At 37.3% G+C, this 21878-nt stretch carries 12 protein-coding genes and 1 pseudogene; all 13 read left to right on the top strand.

Annotation, left to right across the window (positions count from 1 at the left end):
• The first annotated feature begins 12 nt into the window (after positions 1–12).
• The 13 genes and pseudogenes from QX565_RS14665 to QX565_RS14605 all read left to right on the top strand — a co-directional run bounded on the left by QX565_RS14665 (position 13) and on the right by QX565_RS14605 (position 21866).
• The gene (locus QX565_RS14665; RefSeq protein ID WP_221649331.1) at positions 13–1698 is read left to right on the top strand and encodes a RagB/SusD family nutrient uptake outer membrane protein; all 1686 of its coding nucleotides are present in this window, start codon (positions 13–15) and stop codon (positions 1696–1698) included.
• 16 nt (positions 1699–1714) lie between these two features.
• Positions 1715–2686 (top strand): DUF5017 domain-containing protein, encoded by a 972-nt coding sequence (locus QX565_RS14660; protein WP_289293255.1) that lies wholly within the window; start codon positions 1715–1717, stop codon positions 2684–2686.
• 36 nt (positions 2687–2722) lie between these two features.
• On the top strand, positions 2723–6766 hold the full coding sequence (locus QX565_RS14655) for a two-component regulator propeller domain-containing protein (protein ID WP_289293253.1): 4044 nt from the start codon (positions 2723–2725) through the stop codon (positions 6764–6766).
• Positions 6767–6813: 47 nt separating this feature from the next.
• Positions 6814–9519, top strand: a complete 2706-nt coding sequence (locus QX565_RS14650; RefSeq protein ID WP_289293252.1) for a family 43 glycosylhydrolase — start codon at positions 6814–6816, stop codon at positions 9517–9519.
• Between the two features lie 64 nt (positions 9520–9583).
• On the top strand, positions 9584–12994 hold the full coding sequence (locus QX565_RS14645; protein WP_289293250.1) for an Ig-like domain-containing protein: 3411 nt from the start codon (positions 9584–9586) through the stop codon (positions 12992–12994).
• Positions 12995–13035: 41 nt separating this feature from the next.
• Positions 13036–14688, top strand: a complete 1653-nt coding sequence (locus tag QX565_RS14640) for a hypothetical protein (protein WP_289293249.1) — start codon at positions 13036–13038, stop codon at positions 14686–14688.
• A gap of 74 nt (positions 14689–14762) precedes the next feature.
• Positions 14763–16181 carry a Gfo/Idh/MocA family oxidoreductase gene (locus QX565_RS14635; protein WP_221649325.1) on the top strand — a complete coding sequence of 473 codons (1419 nt, stop codon included), beginning with the start codon at positions 14763–14765 and terminating at the stop codon, positions 16179–16181.
• Positions 16182–16190: 9 nt separating this feature from the next.
• Positions 16191–17459: a Gfo/Idh/MocA family protein gene (locus QX565_RS14630; protein ID WP_289293248.1), complete on the top strand. Its 1269-nt coding sequence runs from the start codon at positions 16191–16193 to the stop codon at positions 17457–17459.
• Entirely contained in the window at positions 17456–17677 is a 222-nt protein-coding gene (locus tag QX565_RS14625; protein ID WP_289293245.1) for a hypothetical protein, read from the top strand. Before QX565_RS14630 ends, QX565_RS14625 begins: the two co-directional genes overlap by 4 nt.
• 103 nt (positions 17678–17780) lie before the next feature.
• A pseudogene (locus QX565_RS14620) lies at positions 17781–18449 on the top strand (3-keto-disaccharide hydrolase); the annotation flags it as partial.
• A 164-nt stretch (positions 18450–18613) separates the two neighbouring features.
• Positions 18614–19357, top strand: a complete 744-nt coding sequence (locus QX565_RS14615; protein WP_221649321.1) for an FAD:protein FMN transferase — start codon at positions 18614–18616, stop codon at positions 19355–19357.
• Positions 19358–19464: 107 nt separating this feature from the next.
• Positions 19465–20562 (top strand): family 43 glycosylhydrolase, encoded by a 1098-nt coding sequence (locus QX565_RS14610; protein ID WP_370634125.1) that lies wholly within the window; start codon positions 19465–19467, stop codon positions 20560–20562.
• A gap of 23 nt (positions 20563–20585) precedes the next feature.
• Complete coding sequence (locus QX565_RS14605; protein ID WP_221649319.1) at positions 20586–21866, top strand: acetylxylan esterase; 1281 nt, start codon at positions 20586–20588, stop codon at positions 21864–21866.
• The last annotated feature ends 12 nt before the right edge of the window (positions 21867–21878 follow it).

Below are 21878 nucleotides of genomic sequence, written 5' to 3'. Positions count from 1 at the left end.
AACAACCGACTTATGAATAAGAATTTATTTAATGCACTGCTTATCCTAAGTTTCTCGTCGACACTTTTAACCGGGTGTAGTGACTTTCTGGAAAAAGAAGTCCTTGGAAGTTCCACAAACGAAAACTTTTACGATACACAATATAAATTACAAGCCGCTTTGAATGCAACTTATGATGTGCTACAAATGGACCTTTTTAATGAATGTGAGTGCCGTTTCGGTGAAGCCTGTGCCGATGATGTGGTAGGAGGCGATGAAAGTCTGAGCACTCAAATGGGACAATTGGTACAGTTCAGATTTAATACATCAAACACTTGGATAGAAGACAGATATAAAATTAATTATAAAGGGATACAACGCGCTAATCAGGTAATAGCCAATGTACACAAAGTAAAGTTATCGGTTCATGATTACGCTTCTTATAAGACTGTACGGGAAATATTGGGACAAGCTAAGTTTTTAAGAGCTTTATATTATTTCAACTTAGTCAAAACATATGGTGGCGTACCTATTCGTGAAGAAATAGAGACAATGGATCATTTTGTTATCCCTCGCAGCTCTGTCACTGAAGTATATGCTTACATCGAAAAAGATCTTAGAGAAGCTGCTATCATGTTGCCAGCACGCTATATGGGAGCAGATGCAGGTAAGGCAAGTAGTGCCGCAGCCGTAGCATTGCTGATGAAAGTACTCATGTACCAGGCTACTCCCGGGATACAATCTGAGAAGTGGCAGGAAATGGTAAACCTAGGCGAATACTTTATAGATGGTAAAAAAATGACTTTTGGAGAAATTCTCAAATTCGACACTTCAGTAGAAGATTGGGAAACTCTTCGTAAACGTCTTTGGTTTATGCCAAAAGAATTGATTTCTCGGACAGACCCTTATGAAACTACAGATACAGAATTACTTGCATTGCAAAATGCTTATTCACTTGGCTATAAAGATTACTATGGTAATGCTATCGAATATCTTGATCAGTTTTATCAAACCGGAGAATTCTGTAAAGGATCTATCTTTGAAGTTGTATTTAAAGAATCAGCAGATGGTTCTACAGGAGATACGAACGAGGGTTCTTCTATCTATAATAAACTGTACGCAGTTCCAAGTACTATGTTATGGATAAAAAGTGACATAAGGGCGGAGTTATTCGGTAATGATCCTCGTATTGCCACTGTTAGCGGACATCAGGATTATGCCCCCGATGGAGAAATAAACAATTGTGGACCAGGTAAGATCGTTTCATTAAAATGGTATACGCCTTTAAAAGATCGTCCGCAATATGGCGGTGACAATGGTAAAAACAGACGCTTAATTCGTTATGTAGAAGTTGTACTAATGTATGCGGAAGCATTAAATGAGTGCCACCAAGGTGCACGGGCATTAGAACAACTAAATAAAAGCAAAGCCCAAGCCAATACTATAAATAATAGTGCCACTCTCTATCTCGGAGGAGGCTATGGCTATATGCGGGATCAGATATGGAAAGAACGTCGTATTGAACTCAGCTACGAATGGGATCGCTTTTTCGATTTGGTCCGTCAAAAAAGAGCAGCAAGTGTACTTAAAGCATTTGGTGCCAAGCAATCCAATAAACGCGGCTACTTCTTCCGGGAAGGAGTTAATGAAATCTTTCCTATACCACAAAGCGAAATTGATATCTCTAACGGAATAGTGAAACAAAATCCAGGTTATTAATTAAATGTGTCATAAAATGAAAATAAGTATAAAACTGTTATTGGGTATGTGTCTCATTTTATTCATGGCTTCTTGTGAAGATGAGAATGCTCGCCCACCTCATGCTGAGATGCACATCAATAAGCTACAACTAACGATCAATGAGTCAATGGTTATCAACTTTACCGGTACGGCCGATCAGACTGTTATCTATACAGGTGATAACATGCATGATTATAATCTTCGTGACCAGAGCAATACAGGATTTGTGATGAACAAAGACCTGTTCACATATGCTTATTCAGTACCCGGAATATATAAGGTAGTATGTGTTGCTTCTACTTATACGGATCTTGCTACAGATTTAAAACGAGACACCTGTTCATACACAGTTACAGTAATTGACAATGAAACAGAAATCGAGAGACTGTCATGTCCTCAGGTGTTGTATGATGAAGTCTTTGCTAAAAGAATGGAAAACGATGAATGGTTGATGAAGCTTCCGCGTAAAGTAAAATATAGCACATCAATGCCTTCCATATCGCTTTCTCAAAGATTGCGTTTTTACATACCATCGGACTCAACGAAAGTATTTCTCAATGGAAAAGCATATTCGAATACAAGTAAGTATGATTTATCTACCCCGATCGATATCCAAGTAAAATCGAATTATGGAACAATTCGTCCATACAAATTATATACTTTGTATTATCCGGAATTTAATGCGTTTACACTAGCTGGTTCTAAAGGAACACTGTCCCGTTCAGAATTTGATTATAGTACGTTCGAAATGAATGTGACTTTACCAGCAGGTACGGATATCCGTAATCTTGTACCTGAATTCACATTGTATTCGGCTACGGACAAAGTCTACATTGGAGACACAGAACAGATATCAGGAGCCTCTACAGTAGACTTTACCAACGACGTTATTTATCGATTGGTATCTACTGTACCTGGAAACCCAGCTATGGAAGCTGTGTCGACCATTAAAGTTAATATAAAATAGGTACTAGTCTTTTGTTTTATTAATTACTGGCAATATATGTACAAATTGTTATTCCTTATTCTATTTTTTCTATTATCTGCTCCCACACAACTAATGTTGCGAGCAAGTAATCGCTTCATGCATATCACAAGTAAACGAGCAAGTAATCGCTTCATGCATATCACAAGTAAAGAAGGACTTCCACACCAACAAATCGAAAAGATAATGCAGGATGATAAGGGTAAGTTATGGATAGGAACACGCAATGGACTGTCATGCTATGACGGGTACAATATTGTCAGCTATTTTAATCAAAAGAATAATCCTCACTCACTAAGTCATAATTTTATTAAAGCATTGTATCAGGATAGCAAGAAGCGAATATGGATTGGCACGTATGAAGGAATATGCAGATATCAGCCTGCCACAGATGATTTTAAATGCTACAATTTACCCAGCCCCAAAGTATTCTCTATTGTTGAGACAAGTACCGGAAAGATAATATGTGGGGGCGACCAGCTCTATATATATAATGAACAAACAGATGAATTCGTTTTACAACCGCGTCAGGACTCTTATTTTATTATATCAATGGCAATAGATGCGAAGGATCGTCTTTTTATATCGACTAGCCATTCAATCTTTTATTATGATACCTCTTTTTCTAAAACGACCCAAATAAACCCCACTTACTTTTCAGATTTTCTTCCGGAAAACGACGGTATTATTCCTCTGTTTTTCGATTCGAAAGGACTCCTCTGGATAGGACGAAATGGAAAAGGTGTGATGAACATAAACCTTAATTCCGATTCAATCAGCATACCCGATTTATCCATACTATCCGATGGAACAGTACGCACAATAGCCGAAGATAAAAAAGGTAGAATCTGGCTCGGAACAGAAAAAGGAATTACAATACTTAACGGAGATGGAACATCAGAGATACTCCAGCAAGACTTCGTAGACAACAATAAATTGAATGACAACGCCATATACACTATTTTGTCCGACAAAGACGATAATATGTGGATTGGAACCTACTTCGGAGGTATCAATGTATTGCTAAAGAACAATGAACAAATTCACTGGATAGAGGCAGGATATACGCCTAAACACATCAAAGGTAAGGTAATTCGTAAATTAATCGAGCCACAAAAAGATATCCTTTGGATAGCGACAGAAGATGGTGGATTAAACATTTACAACACAATCACTAACGAAATATATGTTTTTGATAAAATAAAACAATTAGGGCATAATATACACGAGTTATTTTATGACGATACAAATCATAATATATGGATTGGTACCTTCAGAAATGGCCTATTTAATTATAATCTTTCAACAGGAACTTCCGTACGGTATTTGCCCGATGCTAAAAATGGTCTAGCCTCAGATGCTATTTTTTCCATCAAAAAGCAACGTAATGGAACACTTTGGATAGGTACAAGCCGAGGATTACGATATTATGATCCGGAGAAAAAAATGTTTCTACCAATGAATCATCCAATACTCGATATTGATTTCATATACTATATTCTGATAGATAACAAAGATGATGTATGGGTTGGAACCCGGAATAACGGTCTTTTCCATATTAATGTAAAAACCAATGAAATCAATGGATGGACCGCAAAAGCAAGAAATTCTCAACTCAAAGATAATTATATTACATTTCTGTATCAGGATTCAAAGAATATCATTTGGATAGGTACAAGCAACAACGGTTTACAGTTCATAGATCCTTCGGATCTAAAAATCAGAACATTAAAGAATGAACTTTCGTTATCCAGCAGTACTATCTGCAGTATAATTGAAGATGAATTCGATCGTTTATGGATCGGTACGAATCAAGGATTGTACCAATTCAATAAAGAACGCAGTACATTGGTCTGTTATACCGTCGAAGACGGACTACCGATCAATCAGTTCAATTTTTCATCCTCTATTCAGGCTCAAAACGGATTACTCTATTTCGGTAGTGTGGATGGGCTTATTTCATTCACGCCCAAAACAATGAAAGAGAGTAGAGGACCTTTTCATGTCCACCTGGGACACTTAACGATTAACAATCAAACCATCACATCCAAAAGTGAAAATTCTCCATTAACTACAGATCTGGACGAAACGCCAAGCCTCACTTTCTCTTATAACCAATCCCGTTCCTTCAGTATTGAATATACAGCTATATCATTAGGAAATACTAGTACAATCAATTACCAAGTCCGTTTACTGGGAGTTGATAAGAATTGGCGGAACGTAGGAAAAGAACGTAAATTTGTCGGTTCAAATCTTCCTGCCGGAAGTTATAAATTACAAATCAGAGCAAACAATTCTAATGAAGGTTGGGATCGCTCACCTATTAAAGAAATTGAACTTACTATACGTCCCCCATTCTATTTCTCACTTTGGGCTTTTATGCTCTATTTTATGATAGCAGGATTGATTTCTTATTTCATATATCGCATTTTTTCCATCCGACTGAAAGAGAAAAATGCTATCCGGACAGCCAACATGGAAAAAGAAAAATTGGAAGAGATTAATCAGACAAAAATGGACTTTTTTACTTCAGTCTCTCATGAATTGAAAACACCCTTATCATTGATTATGGCACCTCTCAAATATATTTCCCAACATCAAGAAATGTCACCAGAGTCATCGGAACGATTGGAAATGGCCATAAAGAATACAAATAAGATGGTCGGATTAATTGACGAATTGATTACCTTCAATAAAATAGAGTCGGGAGATTTTCAGTTCTATATCCAAAAAGACAACCCATTGGTATTTATTGAGAATATTGCACAACTTTTTAAAGAAAATGCTGCTGAGAAATCAATATCGCTTTATATTCATTGCGAAAACAACGATGAGGAAGTTTGGTTCTCACCTTCTTATGTCGAGAAAATAACTAATAACTTACTCTCTAATGCTATCAAATTTACTCTCTCAGGTGGTAGAGTTTTTATCAATGCAGCAATTACAGACAGTTCTGACGGATATACCTATTTACGTATCGAAGTCAAAGATACGGGAATAGGTATTGTTAAAGAAGAACTTGACAACATATTCGATAAATACTATCAAACGAAACGGGGGCACAATTTAAACTCTAAGGGTTGGGGAATAGGATTAGCTCTTGTGAAAAAATTCACGACAGTTCATAAAGGAAATATTACAGTTGAAAGTGAACCCGGAAAAGGTACCTGTTTTGTTGTTAATCTAAATGTCTCAGAATCTGCTTTTAGTGTACAAAATAAGACCAACACTAAATCTCTGGAGCAATACAAATTCAGTATACCCTATTTGGAGCAGGTAAGAACGAATGCTTCTTTTGTGGATCGGGATACAGAATCAAGACATTCTATTTTGTTCGTAGAAGACAATGTGGAATTACTTAAATTTCTCTCAAACATTTTCGTTGCTAAATATAATATCTACCTGGCTGAAAATGGAGTTGAGGCTCTGGCTATCGCCCATAAGTATCCTATAGATTTAGTGGTTTCAGATATAATGATGGAAGAAATGGATGGAAATACACTATGTCGAAATCTGAAAAATGATCTTTCGACATCACACATACCAGTCATCCTTTTAACAGCCAAAACTGATACGGAAGATGTTATAAAAGGATATGAAAGCGGGGCAGAAGCATATGTTCCCAAACCCTTCGATCCGAATATACTAGAACTTCAGGTGAAGAATATCATTCAGGTGAAGCAGGTACAACGTGAAAGAATCGGGAAGGCAATGGGGGCCGATGTTGAATCGGCATCATTGAGTAAATTTGACAAAGAGTTTATCAATAAGTTAAACGAACTCATTGAGAATAATATTGACAATAATGATTTTTCTATTTCAGATATTACTCAAAGTCTTGGCTTGAGTAGAAGCGTTCTTCATGTAAAAATGAAAAGTTTATTGAATATTTCTATGGGAGATTATATTCGTAAAAAGCGCTTAAAAAAGGCTTGTGAGTATCTTTTAGAAGGTTACAACGTATCTGAAACTGCTTTTAGAACAGGTTTTGGAGATCCAAGTTATTTTACAAAAAGTTTTAAAAAAGAATTTGGTGTTAAACCCACTGAGTATACAAAGTAATAGTTAAAATTTGACCATCGTATATCTATAATTAAAACATAAAAAATATGAAAAAGATTTTTTTGATTATCCTTTTAATATTTATAACTTCATTCTCTTTTGCTCAAACATGGCAAAACCCCATGAATGTTTCAGGACAAGCAGATATGGGTATAGGTGATCCCTATATATTTAAATTCAGGGGAACCTACTACATGTATTCAAGTAGCCGTGACGTGGAAATTAAATGTTGGAAATCAAAAGATTTGATTAATTGGTCAGAAGCAATCGTCTGTTCAACCGATCCCACTGTAAAGAACGCATATGCACCGGAAGTCATATATTGGAACGGAGTTTTCTATATGTATACTTCTCCACAAGGTAACGGTCATTATGTATTAACCAGTAATAGTCCTACAGGACCTTTTGTTCCTGTCACCGGAAATTTGGGAAAGAAAATAGATGGTTCGGTTTTTATAGATGATGATTCAAAGTGGTACTTTTATCATGCAAACAGTGCCGGTATTCAAGGATGCGCCATGCCGAATCCAACAACATTCGGACAGAGCGTCGGATTGAATGCACAAATGAACGGTCAATGGACCGAAGCTCCATGCCTTATCAAAAGAAATGGTATTTATTACTTACTGTATACAGGTAACCATGTGTGGTCTAACGGTTATAGAGTAGATTATGCAATGAATACGACTCAAAATCCCATTAGTATCTATACTCCGCAAATGGAGCAAAATCCGGTGCTCATAAAAACAGAGGGAAGTTTTATCGGACTAGGGCATGGTACCGCTTTCATCGGCCCCGACCTGGATACGTACTATTTTACATATCATAATTTAGTGAGAATAGGCGGAGGAATGGCTCCAAGTAGAAAATTCAATTACGATCGCATGGCTTGGAATGGCGACAAACTACTAATTTTAGGTCCTACTAACTGGGCACAGCAGCAACCCGCATTGGCAAATGCCGACTTCTTTGAAAGAACTGATATCGGAGCTGATTGGTCTATGCCTAATGGAGGTAATTGGAGTATTAAAAACAAAGATCTGCTGTCACAAGATAAAACAGATACGGAATACAAAGCTATTTTCACCCCGTATTCAGCACCCGATTATACCGCTGAATTTACGATGAAAGAAGCTGGAATAAACGAAAATGACGCAAAACTCGGAGCCGTCTTCTCATACAAGGATGAACAAAACTATGGAGTAGCCTTACTAAACAGTAGTTCCAATCAATTAGAAATTAATTTCCGAATCAATAATGTTTGGGGAACGACACAAAACTATGAACTTCCTGTTGGTTTCAATCATCGTGTCTGGCATAGCATCCGAATTGAGAAAAATGTACAAAACTATAAGTTCTTTGTTGATGGATTGTACAAAGCTACGCTAACAAGTAATCTGAACGGAGGACAAATTGGATACATGACTCATAATTGCAATGGACACTTTTCGTATATTGCAATAAGTGATAAGGTAAATGGTTCCGGTATTTTTGATGTTTACAAGCCTGTACCGGGCGATATACAAGCAATCCATTACAATACCGGAGGAGAAGGTGTTGGTTATCATGACCTAACGGTTGAAAATACAGGTGACTCAAGTAATCAAAACGTAAGGAATGACAATGTAGACATCAGTAAAAACAGCAATGGCGGATTTCATATCAGTGCCATTCAGACAGGCGAATGGTATAAATACAATGTGAATGTAAAAACTAAGGGAGTTTACAATATCGGTATTAAATACCTCACAACAAATGCAACCGCCCAAATAAAGATATACCAAGGAGAAACAGAATTGACCGGAGCAATCCAGCTTCCCAATACAAATAACACTTGGAAAGTATATACAATAAAAGGAGTAAATCTGGCAGCAGGGAATCAAACCCTGAAAATTGAAGCGGTAGAAGGTGAATTTGAACTCTATGAGATGCAATTCAGAGACGGAAACAATACATCGGTAACTGTTACAGATACATTTGACAGCTCGTTTAGTAAAAATTGGAATTATACAGACGGTGCCTGGTCAATCGTATCCGGACAAGCAAGTATTAACGGGTATGGCAAACGTGCCTTAGGAAATATTGGTTGGACTGATTATACGATTGATTGCGACGTGACCTATAAAAATGGAATGAATGCAGGACTTATTTTCAGAGTAAACAATCCTTCACAAGGTGGAGAAAATAACGATTCACGGCTAGGAACAGATTTTCTTCAAGGTTATTTTGTTGGAATCGGTACTGATAAAATCACTCTCGGAAAACATAATTATAATTGGAAATCTTTAGCCACCAGTCCCGGTTCTTTCACTCTGAATAAAAAATATCATATCAGAGTGGTAGTGGAAGGAGCAAACATCAAAGTTTATGTGGATAATATGACTACTCCCAAAATCGATTATACGGACCCATCGCCTTTCATATCCGGAAAAGTCGGTTTCCGTTCTCATAATACGAATGTATTATTCGATAATCTCACGGTAACAACCGCTGATAATTCCAATATGAGTGGAGTTGAAACATTAAAAGGGGATTCTGATTGTATCATCTACCCCAATCCTGTAAAAGATATGTTAATTATAAAGGCAAAAGAAGCGATTGAATCCATTCGTATTTTCAGCCAAACAGGGATTCTGATGCATACGCAACAAGATTCCGCACCTGTTAGCATGGGAAGCTTCCCGGCAGGTATGTATATTGTAAATATAAAAAACACCTCTAAAACAAGTAACCAGAAAATCATAAAAGAATAATTTCTTTATTGTTTTATCGGGTTGATTAATAATCAGACAAATTGTAAATATAACAATATAAGGTATGAAAAACAAAAAGCCAAATAAGTATAGACTTATTCTTCCGGCATTAATATTTCTTATTATTACTTTTTTTTCTGAGACTATATATGCCCAACCTACGCTAAAAAGCTTCAGTAACCCTGTAACATTCGGTTTAAGGGATGGATGTGTGGAACGATTCATGGGTTATTATTATGCAATGGGGGGAGGTACTAAGGGAAAAATACGTATGTCAAAGGATTTGGTTAATTGGACGGAAGGCGTACAGTCGGTAACCACAAACGGGGCCAAATGGTTGAATGATCCCAAATGGACGGAAGCGTATGTTTATCCTGAAGTGGCAGCCGGTGACATTATTTATCGGAACGGAGTATTCCATACTTACTGGAATGGTATCGGTCATGCCTATTCGGCTACCCCACTCGGTCCCTATAAGGAAGCCTCTGTTGATGAACCTTTTGATGATTATGGAATTGACCCACAGGTTTTTCAGGATGAAGACGGTGAAATCTATTGGATAAAGAAACGAAACAGGTTCGACCCACATCCACTAACTGGTACTGCTTCCACCATCAGTGGGCCGGAAGTTTGGACATTTAAAATGAACTCTCCCTTTTCACGCAAAGATATTACAGTCGGAAACGTACAAATAACACATCAACCCGGACACCCGACCAGTGTCAACCACCACAACTTTGAAGGTCCTGAAATGTATAAATATAGGGGACATTACTACAATTTCTTTGTATCAAACCGAATGGGTCCCCGCTCCGGTATGTATGAAGTTGGTGTGGCTGTAAGTGACGCACCAATGAATTTCGATAATTCAAAAAAATATCCAAACCCTGTAATGATTCGTAATACAGAACAACAGTTACTGAATTATAAAGTGATACTACATACAGCAGAACATGGAGGCTGGACCTCAAAATACACCACAACTACGCCTGCCAACAGTTGGACTGCTAAAGATTTTAACGATAATTCATGGACAATTGCTCAAGGAGGGTATGGGCTACAGGAATACGATCGTCATCAGGGAAAACTCACAAACGCCAAAATACGTGCGCGAAAGACCGAATGGAACACAACCCGCATCTATATCCGGAGAAAATTTAAGTTAGATCAGATACCTTCGAAAGTTGCATTGAAACATTGGGTATTCGCTGATGCTAATTTCTATATTAATGGAAATAAAATCAATATAAAAACAAGTAATAATACATACAGCATGTTACAAATTAACCCATCTATGTTGGTTGAAGGAGAAAACATCATCGCTGTAGAGGCAAAAAGCCCTTGTATTGTTGCAGATTCAAACTGTCAGCAATTCATCGATTTCGGACTTTACGATACAGGAAATCAGGATGCAAAAGATATTGTCATAGCCCCTGCCCAACCCAATATTATAGTCGGCCCCAACGGTTTCGAACGTTGGGTAATGTATAAGGCCTATTTTAATGCAAGTGAGCAACAAGCCATTGATAGAGTTCACTTTTATGATAAAGAGGTAGTCGTTGAAACCAGTACCGTAAAAAACACCTCAGGATATCGTCCGAAACCAGCACAGCCAAGCTTTATAACCTATTGCGACTATTCTATTTATTATCCTTTTTTATTCTTAGAGAACTCTCCATGGAAAATTTACGGAGGAATACTCCAACCGACTGCTTCGACTGGCGGAGAGTTAGTTTTTCAGAGAGAGCACGAAACCAATTATAGATTTGAAGTTCCTTTTCGTATCAAAGAATCTAATGGTAAGGCTGGGGTATATGCTTTTTATCAGAATGAACAAAACTGGATGAAAGTTTCTATTGGAAAGGACAGAACATGGGAAATTGAAATAAATGAAAACGGAAAAATTACAAAATCGACTAAAGATCTACCCCAAAAGTTTGCCTTTTTAGAGAATGATTCACGGGTATCCACCTATGAGGAACCCTGGCATACATTATTAGTTTACAAAAATGGTAATCGTTTCCGGATTGAATTAGATTATTTCAATCTGACTATAGACGGAGACATCATTACTCCTTTTAGTGGTAAAGGAACGGTAGGACTCACAGCTACTTCAGACCAAATTTCATTCGATGCCATTCAGTATACTATGGGTTGGGATGAATGTGATCAGAATATCACCGGATGGGAAAATGTATCAGGTATATGGAACGTGACTACCGATGGACTTATACAATCTGGTAATCAGGGTAAAAAAGTAGTTCTCAAAGGCGACCCGGCATGGAATTATGAATTCTCAGCTTATATGAAAAATAATAAGATACCTACTTCAGGAAAAATAGGATATTATCCACTGTATTTGGATGACCAAAATTATGTGTGCGCAACAATAAACTATGAAACAAATACATTCGATGTTGAAGGAAAAGAAAACGGAATTCCTATACAGTCCCATTCTGTATCATTGAAGAAAAAAATCCTCCGTTATTATACATTTGATGAATATCCTACCTCATCATATCAATATGACTTTCGAAATGAATCAGTTATTTCAGGAATAGATATCCTTTGGTTTGAGGGAAATTATCCGTATTTAAACCAGACATTCGATTTACCAAAGACGGTGCAATTTTATGCTTTGCAAGATGGAACATGGGTTCCATTGAATGCTCAACTCGAAGGTGACTTACGTTTCTCTGAATTCAATCATTTTAGTTTTTCACCAGTAAAAACTACTACAATTCGCATGGAGGTAACGAACTACGATGGAAAAGCGTCCCGGGCTTTCTCTGCCTATTTCGATGAAGAAATTTCCGCAGGTTACTTCCTACGTTGTCGTAGAGAGGAAGATGGATTACATCTATTTTTAGATGATGTACATTTACTGACTATAGAAGAACATTATAATAAATCAAGAGTTGGACTTTTTACAGAAAACCAGTCAGCCAGTTACAATGGCATACTCTATTATCAATCCGGCGGAATACCTGTAAAAAACATTATTATTGATCCCATCCATTGTACTATCGGTGAATCTGTTAAATTAACAGCAACAGTTCTACCCTACAATGCCACCAATAAGATACTGCATTGGGAAAGTTCAAATCCGGCTATTGCTTCTGTCACTAAAGACGGAATATTGACTAAGCATGCACCTGGAAACGTTAAAATTACTGCTTATACAACAGATGGAGGTATTGTGAAAGGATCCACTGAACTTCTTACCACCAGTATAAAGAATGAACATCAGGAAAGATTCACAATATTCCCTAATCCAGCGGATAAAGTGCTCCATTATTCTCTGGGAAACGTAGAAAAACTGACAGTCTATTCACTCAAAGGAGAAAAAGTAATACAACATTCACCGGATGGAACCAACATGTTACCAATTGACATGTTAAATCCTGGAATGTATATTTTGTCTGCAAAAAATAATGATTCTATATATAACGTTTATTTCATTGTAAGCAGATAGTGGATAAATAACAAATTGACAAGTTAATAATTAATTTACATATGAAACGATTATTCTATTTCTTTTTATTTTTAATTTCATTCTACGGTTTTATACCTTTGTCGGCCAGCGACACACTCTTTGTCCGACCTGATGTAAATCCGTTGGATTTATCCTTTCAACGTTTGGCGGTACGCCGGTTTATATTTTCGAACAATCTGACTCTAAATGAATTTGTACCATCAGAAATTGTCGCATTTGAATCAATGCATCCTGCTTTTACAGTATCCGAAGATAATGAGCCCAAAGTTGCTAAAGATTTTACGAGTCTCATCGACAGTGGTAAGTTGATTCTTGATACAAACACCGGCAATCAACCTATAAGTATTTATATAGGAGGAGTAAATCCTTATGCGACTTATGAGATGGATGTTAACTCTTACACTATAGGTGTTACTCCAACAGAGATTGGTATCGAATTTGCCCGAATGGGATTACGTGATAAAGTACAGGTAATTTCTAAATTATCAGCTCGGGGAAATGAGATTTTCTTTCGGGTATACGAAGGAAATAAATTGAAAAGAGAAACGAAATATGGTGATACCTTACCAAAAGGAGCCTTTATTTTGAGAGTTCAACTTTACGGACATACTCTCGGTATATTTATAACTCAGAATAACAAAACTCAGTACATTGGACATATTCCTGTAAAAGAACATTTCGGAGATATTCTTGACTTTAGGCATATTAAAACAGCAGAGAAATGTACATTCAACTTAACATCTAATCTACAAGGAAAAGTGATTTTAAACGGAGCACGCTCTTTCCTATCTTCAGGGATGGGGCAAGCTGATATCCGTCTTATTTCCAATGAAGATCTGAGTCCGTATCTTGAAAACGGGAGACTCTGGTTTACATTTAGTTGCAGAGGTATCGATACCCCACAATCCGTACAAGGAGTTTTAAGTCTCGATCCTTCTGTTTTCGATCCGCGATTCGAAGGTATGATCGTTTTTGATCACGGCGACGGATTACTAAGAAACGATTATGCTTCCCATCTGTTTTATGACCGGAATGCGAAAGAGTGGAGAGCATATGTTTGTGATTTTGGAGGAAGTGCCCATAAAGAAGGACGGACAAAGCCCGGACTCATAACAGCTTTTTCTTCTAAAGACCCGAGAAAAGGATATTCGGTTATGAAAGCTGCATTGATTGATTCCTCTTTTATAGATGGACACAATGAAGATCCTTGCATTTTTTATGATAGTGAAGTAAAAAAATGGAGATTACTGACATCAGCATTCGTACATGGAACCATTACCTCACGAACATTCGAATCCGATCAGTGGAATGGTAAGTTTAAAATCGTTGCACCTCCTATAAAAACAAATTCCACAGGAACATCTATCCAAAGGATCGGTAATAAGTATTATGCACTGATGGGGGGCCTTGGTAACCTAAGAATACACCGCTATCCGGGTCTTGAGGAACTTGGTGAACTAAAACTTAATCTACAGCCACACTGGCCAAAGCCTGCAGGCCGTATTTGGGCAAGTGTTGTGCCTCTTCCCGAAGGATATCCCTATCGGTACGTACTTCTGACAATGGATCGTCCTAATTTTCCGGGAATTACTGTTGCCAACTGGAGTTATGGAGCTCTCTATTTTTACGGAGCAAACCCAGATGATATATCTTCCCAAAAGTATGAATTTTAATCCAAGTGGATATCTTTATTTATCTCTTGTCCTTGATTTTAAAGAAACTATTAACTACATAATTAAAAACGCACATGGATAGACGTAATTTTCTTAAAAGCACTTCCATTCTGGCAGGAAGCTTATTACTCACAAAGTTTGGGCTGACTTCCTGTACAGGAGGAACCAAGCCCCGCAAAATTCCAGCCAATGAAAAAGTAAATCTTGCATGTATTGGAATTGGTAACCGCGGAAAAGATATAATTAAAGAATTGTATAAAACCGGGCATTGTAACATTGTTGCACTTTGTGATACAGATATGGGTGCAGCACACACACAGGAAATAATCAACAAATTTCCAGATGCGGCTCAGTACCAGGATTTTCGTGTTATGTTCGACAAAATGGAGAAACAGATTGATGCAGTTTGTATTGGTACACCCGATCATAGCCATTTCCCTGCCACTATGCTTGCTATGTCTTTAGGCAAGCATGTTTATGTAGAAAAACCAATGGCTCATACATTCAATGAAGTTGAACTGATGATACGTGGAGCTGCAAAATATGGTGTTGTTACACAAATGGGTAATCAAGGGCACTCAGAAGCAAATTATTTCCAATTCAAAGCTTGGAAAGAAGCCGGCATAATAAAAGACATAACCGCGATTACCGCACATATGAATAATCCGCGTCGTTGGCATGGTTTTGATTCAAAGATTACAAGTATGCCCTCTGGTGAACCGATTCCAAAAACATTGGATTGGGACGGTTGGTTAGGTACTGAGTTTTGGCATGACTATAATCATGATTATATCAATGGGCAATGGCGTTGCTGGTATGATTTTGGTATGGGAGCACTTGGTGACTGGGGAGCGCATATACTCGATACAGCACATGAATTCCTTGATTTGGGACTTCCCACTGAAATCAATATGCTTTATGCAAACGGACATAATAAATTTTTCTTCCCTTATTCTTCCACTATTTTATTCCGTTTTCCAGAGCGCGGTAATATGCCAGCCTGTGATGTCACATGGTATGATGGAATCGATAATTTACCACCTTTACCTGCAGGATATGGAAATAACGAATTAGACCCGAATATTCCACCTCCTACCAGTGGACAAATTACACCCTCACAACTCAATCCAGGAAAAATAATATATGGTAAAGAACTGACCTTTAAGGGAGGAAGTCATGGAAGTACATTGAGTATCATCCCTGAAGAGAATGCCAATGATATTGCTTTAAAACTTCCTGAAGTGCCTCAAAGTCCTTCTAACCACTATGAGAATTTTCTACTGGCGTGTAAGGGACAGGAACAAACACGTTCTCCGTTTCACATTGCCGGTCCGCTCAGCCAAGTATTCTGTTTAGGGGTAATTGCACAACGATTAAATAGTAAATTGTTATTTGACCGAAATTCGAAACAATTTACGAACAACCCCATTGCTAATCAGTTATTAGTCGGAACACCACCTCGCAAAGATTGGGAAGAGTTCTATAAATTGTAAAGAATACCTATGAATAGACGGGACTTTTTAAAGAATATAGGAATAGCCGGAGGAAGTGTTTTATTAGCATCGAGTCCTTGGCTTTCGGTATTTTCCGATGTTGAACATACTGAAAAATTTGTTGCAAACTTAGGAGTTATCGGAGCTGGTTCACGCGGACGTTTTTTAATGAGTTTTCTTAAAAATAATACAAAAGCGAATGTGATCGGTATATGTGATATTTACCAACCTTCAATTGATGAAGCTCTTAAGATTTATCCAATGTCAACGATTTATGATGACTATCGTAGACTACTGGAAAACAAAGAGATAGAAGCGGTTATTATAGCAACTCCTTTGAATACTCATTTTCGGATAGCAATGGATTCTTTTGATGCCGGTAAACATGTTTACTGTGAAAAGGCATTAGCCATGACAATAGAAGATTCTTTTCGGATGTACGAAAAACACCGAACTACCGGTAAGGTCTTTTTTGCCGGCCAGCAACGCCTTTTTGATCCTCGCTACATACAGGCAATGGAAATGATCCATGCAGGTAAATTCGGTGAATTGGAAGGTTTTCGAACATATTGGTTTCGCAACAATGACTGGCGTCGTCCCGTTCCTTCACCCGATCTGGAAAGGCATATCAACTGGCGGTTATACAAAGAATATTCCAAAGGCCTAATGACTGAGTTGGCCTGTCATCAAGTACAAATCGGTACTTGGGCAATGCATAATATACCCAATAAAGTCATGGGTCATGGTGCTATCACATATTGGAAAGATGGACGCGAAACTTATGATAATGTTTCCTGTATTTATATTTTCGATAATGGTGTAAAATTGAATTTCGAATCGATTATCTCCAATAAATTTTATGGTCTGGAAGAACAGATTTTAGGAAATCTAGGAACAATGGAACTAGAAAAAGGTAAATATTATTTTGAAACAGTAGAACCGGCTTCCGGTTTTCTACAGTTAATCAATGATGTTGAAAATCGAATATTTGATTCTTTACCTTTTGCAGGAACAAGTTGGGCACCGGAAACGGCAAATAGTAATGCAGGTGAATATATTTTAGGAGAACGCCCCAAGGGTGATGGAACATCCTTAATGATGGACTCTTTTGTTGAGGCAGTTATTACGAACCGACAACCCCAATATATTGCGGAAGAAGGTTATTACGCTACAGCCTTGTGTTTACTTGGACATGAAGCAATTGAAACCGAGAAGACTATTGTCTTTCCTGATGCATATAAAATTGATTATTTGAATCATAAAAGAAACGCCTTATGAAAGATACGATTATAACAGTTGAAAGAAAAAAAGCAGAGATACGTACTTTTGGGATCTGTTTTCTTTTGGCCAATCTGGTAAATATCTATGCTATTGTTGCTTACACTACTTCTATTAAAGAGATAGTAACTCAAATAGGTTACGTATTTTTGTTGGCAGTTGTTTTGTATTTACTACGGAGCATCTTGCTGATTATGTACATCTTGGTAAAAAAATAATTAACATTAATAATATTAGAATAAAATGAAAAAGATTGCTTTGTTGTTTTTAATAACAACGTTAATGACTCCTGTTTTTTCACAGAGTATACAGAAAAACAGTGCACCTAATACCCTATCGCGACAGGAACAGAAAGACGGTTGGAAATTGTTATGGGATGGTAAAACTACCAATGGCTGGCGCGGAGCCAAATCTACAACATTCCCCGATAAAGGTTGGATCATTGAAGATGGCATTTTAAAAGTTCTAAAATCAGATGGTGGTGAATCTACCAATGGCGGTGATATAGTTACCATTCGAAAATATAGAAATTTCATCTTAAGTGTTGACTTTAAAATAACAAAAGGAGCCAATAGCGGAGTAAAATATTTTGTTGATACAGAATTGAACAAAGGTGAAGGCTCTTCTATCGGATGCGAGTTTCAGATTCTTGATGACGAAAGGCATCCAGATGCAAAATTAGGAGTAAATGGGAACAGAAAATTAGGAAGTTTATATGACTTGATACCTGCTAAATCCGATAAACCTTATCGTGATGGTCTTTTTAATAATGCTACTGTTATAGTGAAGAATAACCATGTAGAACATTGGTTGAACGGTGTGAAAATAGTGGAATACGAACGTAACAATCAAATGTGGAATGCACTGGTTGCTTATAGTAAATATCACATTTGGCCTAATTTTGGAAATGCCGAGACAGGACATATTCTCTTGCAAGATCATGGAGATGAAGTTTGGTTCCGGAATATTAAAATAAAAGAGCTTGATTAATTTTTCAACAAGGGACAGTGAATAAAGATTGTTCCGGACAGCCTCAACTGCTAACTATCTTTATTTATTGTCCTTTATTCTATGGAATACATTTTATGCCTGTCCGACATATATATAAACAAATTGATACATGTAAAACAATTTTCTATGCATGGTTTGAAGCAATGCATACGCGCATAGATCTTATACTATGTAATCAATCCGAAGTGGCTTCATTGTCTGTCACCAAAGATATCTTCAATGAAATAGAACGGATAGAAAAACTCGGGAACCGTTTTAATCCTGAAAGCGAAATAAGTCTCATTAACCGTTTGGCCAGTAATACAGAAATAAAAATAACTACCGAATTATTTTCTATTTTATCGGAATGTGTTGAATACAATAGAAAAACTGACGGTGTATTTGATGTTACAATCCACTCTAAAAATAATTATCGGAATGGAATTAATGACATTTTACTTAATGTTACAGATCAAACTGTTTTCTTTTCCAATCCGAATGTACAAATCGATTTGTCAGGCTATTTAAAAGGGTATGCACTTGACAGGGTGAACGCTATTCTTATGCAAAATAAATTTGAGGATATCCTTATTAATATAGGTAATAGTTCTATTTTAGCAAAGGGAAACCATCCGTATGGGAAAGGATGGAAAATAAAAGGTATTTCTTCTCATTTTGTTAAAGACAAAGAAGATTGTTATCTTTATAATGAATTTCTAACGACTTCGGGTAACGACTCAAAAGAGCGTAAACATATCATTAATCCGTATACAGGAAAATATGTCGAAGGGGTGAAAGAAGTTTCAGTCATTACAACCGTAGGAGTATTGGGTGAAGTAATTTCTACTTCATTCATTATTAACCCCGAAATTAAAATTAAATCAAACTTTGACTTTCGTATTTTGTAATTGTTCTCATTGTCTGGGAGGACCACCGCTTTACAATCGAAAGGATGATAACACAGTATATGAAAAACTCTATAAAAACATCTATTTTATCTGTATGCTTATTAGTGATGGCTTTTTCGTCTTTCGCTCAAGAATATGGAACAACAAATACACGAGATCCCAAAACTGACATTCCATCTTTTGTAAAACCGGAATTTGATTATTGGATGAGAGATACATGGGTAACTTTAGGGCCTGATGGTTACTACTATATGACAGGTACTACTACTGCCCCAAATCGAAGTTTTCCAGGGCAATTACATTGTTGGGACTGGAATGACGGCTTATACCTCTGGCGCTCTAAAGATATGAAAACATGGGAGCCACGCGGATTGATATGGTCATTAGAGCGAGATGGAACATGGCAGAAGGAACCGAAAATATATAAAACAGATGAAAAATATCCGAAGAGGTCGATTAACGGGGATCCGCTTGATAACTACTTCCGTGCAGTTTGGGCACCTGAACTACATTATATAAAGAGTGCAAAAAAGTGGTTTATTGTTGCTTGTCTGAATCAGTCGGCTAGCGGAAAAGGGTCTTTTATTTTAAAAAGCATGACGGATAAGCCGGAAGGGCCTTACGAAAATATAGAAGGGAATAAAAACAGGCCTCTATTTAATCAAATAGACGGTAGTTTGTTTGAAGATACAGACGGAATAGTCTATTTTGTCGGACATAATCATTACATCGCTAAAATGAAATCTGATATGAGCGGTTTTGCAGAAGAGCTTAAAGAAATAAAGGAAACCAAATATTTTCCGGAGCCATATATTGAAGGAGCTTTTATTTTTAAACACGCAGGAAAATATCACCTGGTACAGGCTATCTGGTCACATCGTACTTCAGAAGGTGACACTTATGTAGAGAAAAAGGGAGTCACTGATAGCCATACGCGTTATAGCTATGATTGTGTGATAGCCACTTCTGACAATGTATACGGCCCGTACGGCAGACGTTATAATGCGATAACGGGAGGCGGCCATAACAATCTGTTTTTAGATAAGGACGGTAATTGGTGGGCAACTATGTTTTTTAATCCGAGAGGAGCACAGGCTTCTGAGTTTGATGTTACCTGCCGTCCCGGATTAATACCAATGAAATATGAAGAAGATAGGTTTATTCCTGATCATAACAGAAACAAATTAACAGATAGAATTAAGTAATCATAAATTAATAGATTTTCAATATGAAAAAAGTTGTATTTTCATTCTGCTTCCTCATGACATTACTGTGGGGAGGTAGTTGGGGGCTAAAAGCTCAACCTGCTCAGAAATTGGTTAATGTAGTAGTATCTCCGGACCGTATTGACTGGAAATATAAGTCGAAAGAGGAGGTTACTTTCACTATTCAGGTTTTCAAAGATGAGAACTTGTTAAAAGACGTGACGGTAGATTATGAAATAGGACCGGAATACTTTCCGATCGAGAAGAAGTCCAACGTGCTTTTAAAAAAAGGTAAAACCACTTTAAAAGCATCACTGAAAGAACCCGGATTTCTGCGTTGTAAAGTGATTGCAAAAGTGGATGGTCATAATTATGAAGGAATGGCTACGGTGGCAGTTGACGAAGAACGGATTTTACCGTTTACCTCCAATCCAAAAGATTTCGATAGTTTCTGGAATCAGTCTATTGAAGAGGCACGTAAAGTTCCTCTTGACCCTAAAATGATATTGTTACCGGAAAAATGTACTTCGACTCAAAATGTATATCATATTAGTTTTCAGAACGACCGCCTGGGATCCCGTATGTATGGAATTCTAATTGTTCCAAAGAAAAAAGGAAGTTATCCAGCTATTCTTCAAGTTCCGGGAGCCGGCATCCGCCCTTACAGAGGTCTAAATTTGGGAGATAATATTATCACGTTGGAAATCGGTATTCATGGTATCCCTATGGATATGCCTCAGGAAGTATATGGTAATTTGTCGTCCGGAGCTTTGAATGGATATCCGGGATTCAATAAAAATGACCGTAATGCATATTATTACAAGCGGGTATATCTCGGTTGCGTGAAAGCAGTAGATTTTATTTATTCTTTACCTGAATTTAACGGTTCTACTATTGGTGTGACTGGTGGTAGCCAAGGTGGAGCTCTTTCTATTGTTACGGCCGGTCTGGATCCTCGTATCAAGTTTTTGGCTGCATTATATCCAGCCCTTTGTGATTATGCCGGTTATTTGAACGGACGGGCAGGTGGTTGGCCTCATTATTTCCGAAATGTACCACCGGGTCCGAATGAGGTAGAGACATTGGCCTATTTCGATGTAGTTAATTTTGCCCGTCGTGTAAATGTACAAGGGTGGTACAGCTGGGGATACAATGATGTAACTTGTCCTCCAACATCTATGTATGCTGCTTATAATGTCATTCCGGGAACAAAGGAATTACATCTTTATCTGAAAACCGGTCACTGGACTTATCCGGAACAGGAAGCGGCACGGTTACAATGGCTGAAAGAAAAATGTAAATAGAATATTACTATT

It is taken from the genome of Bacteroides sp. 41_26 (genome assembly GCF_949740115.1).
Classification (GTDB): domain Bacteria; phylum Bacteroidota; class Bacteroidia; order Bacteroidales; family Bacteroidaceae; genus Bacteroides; species Bacteroides nordii.
The sequence above is the reverse complement of the archived record's forward strand: the minus strand, read 5'-3'. Positions and strand labels throughout refer to the sequence as shown.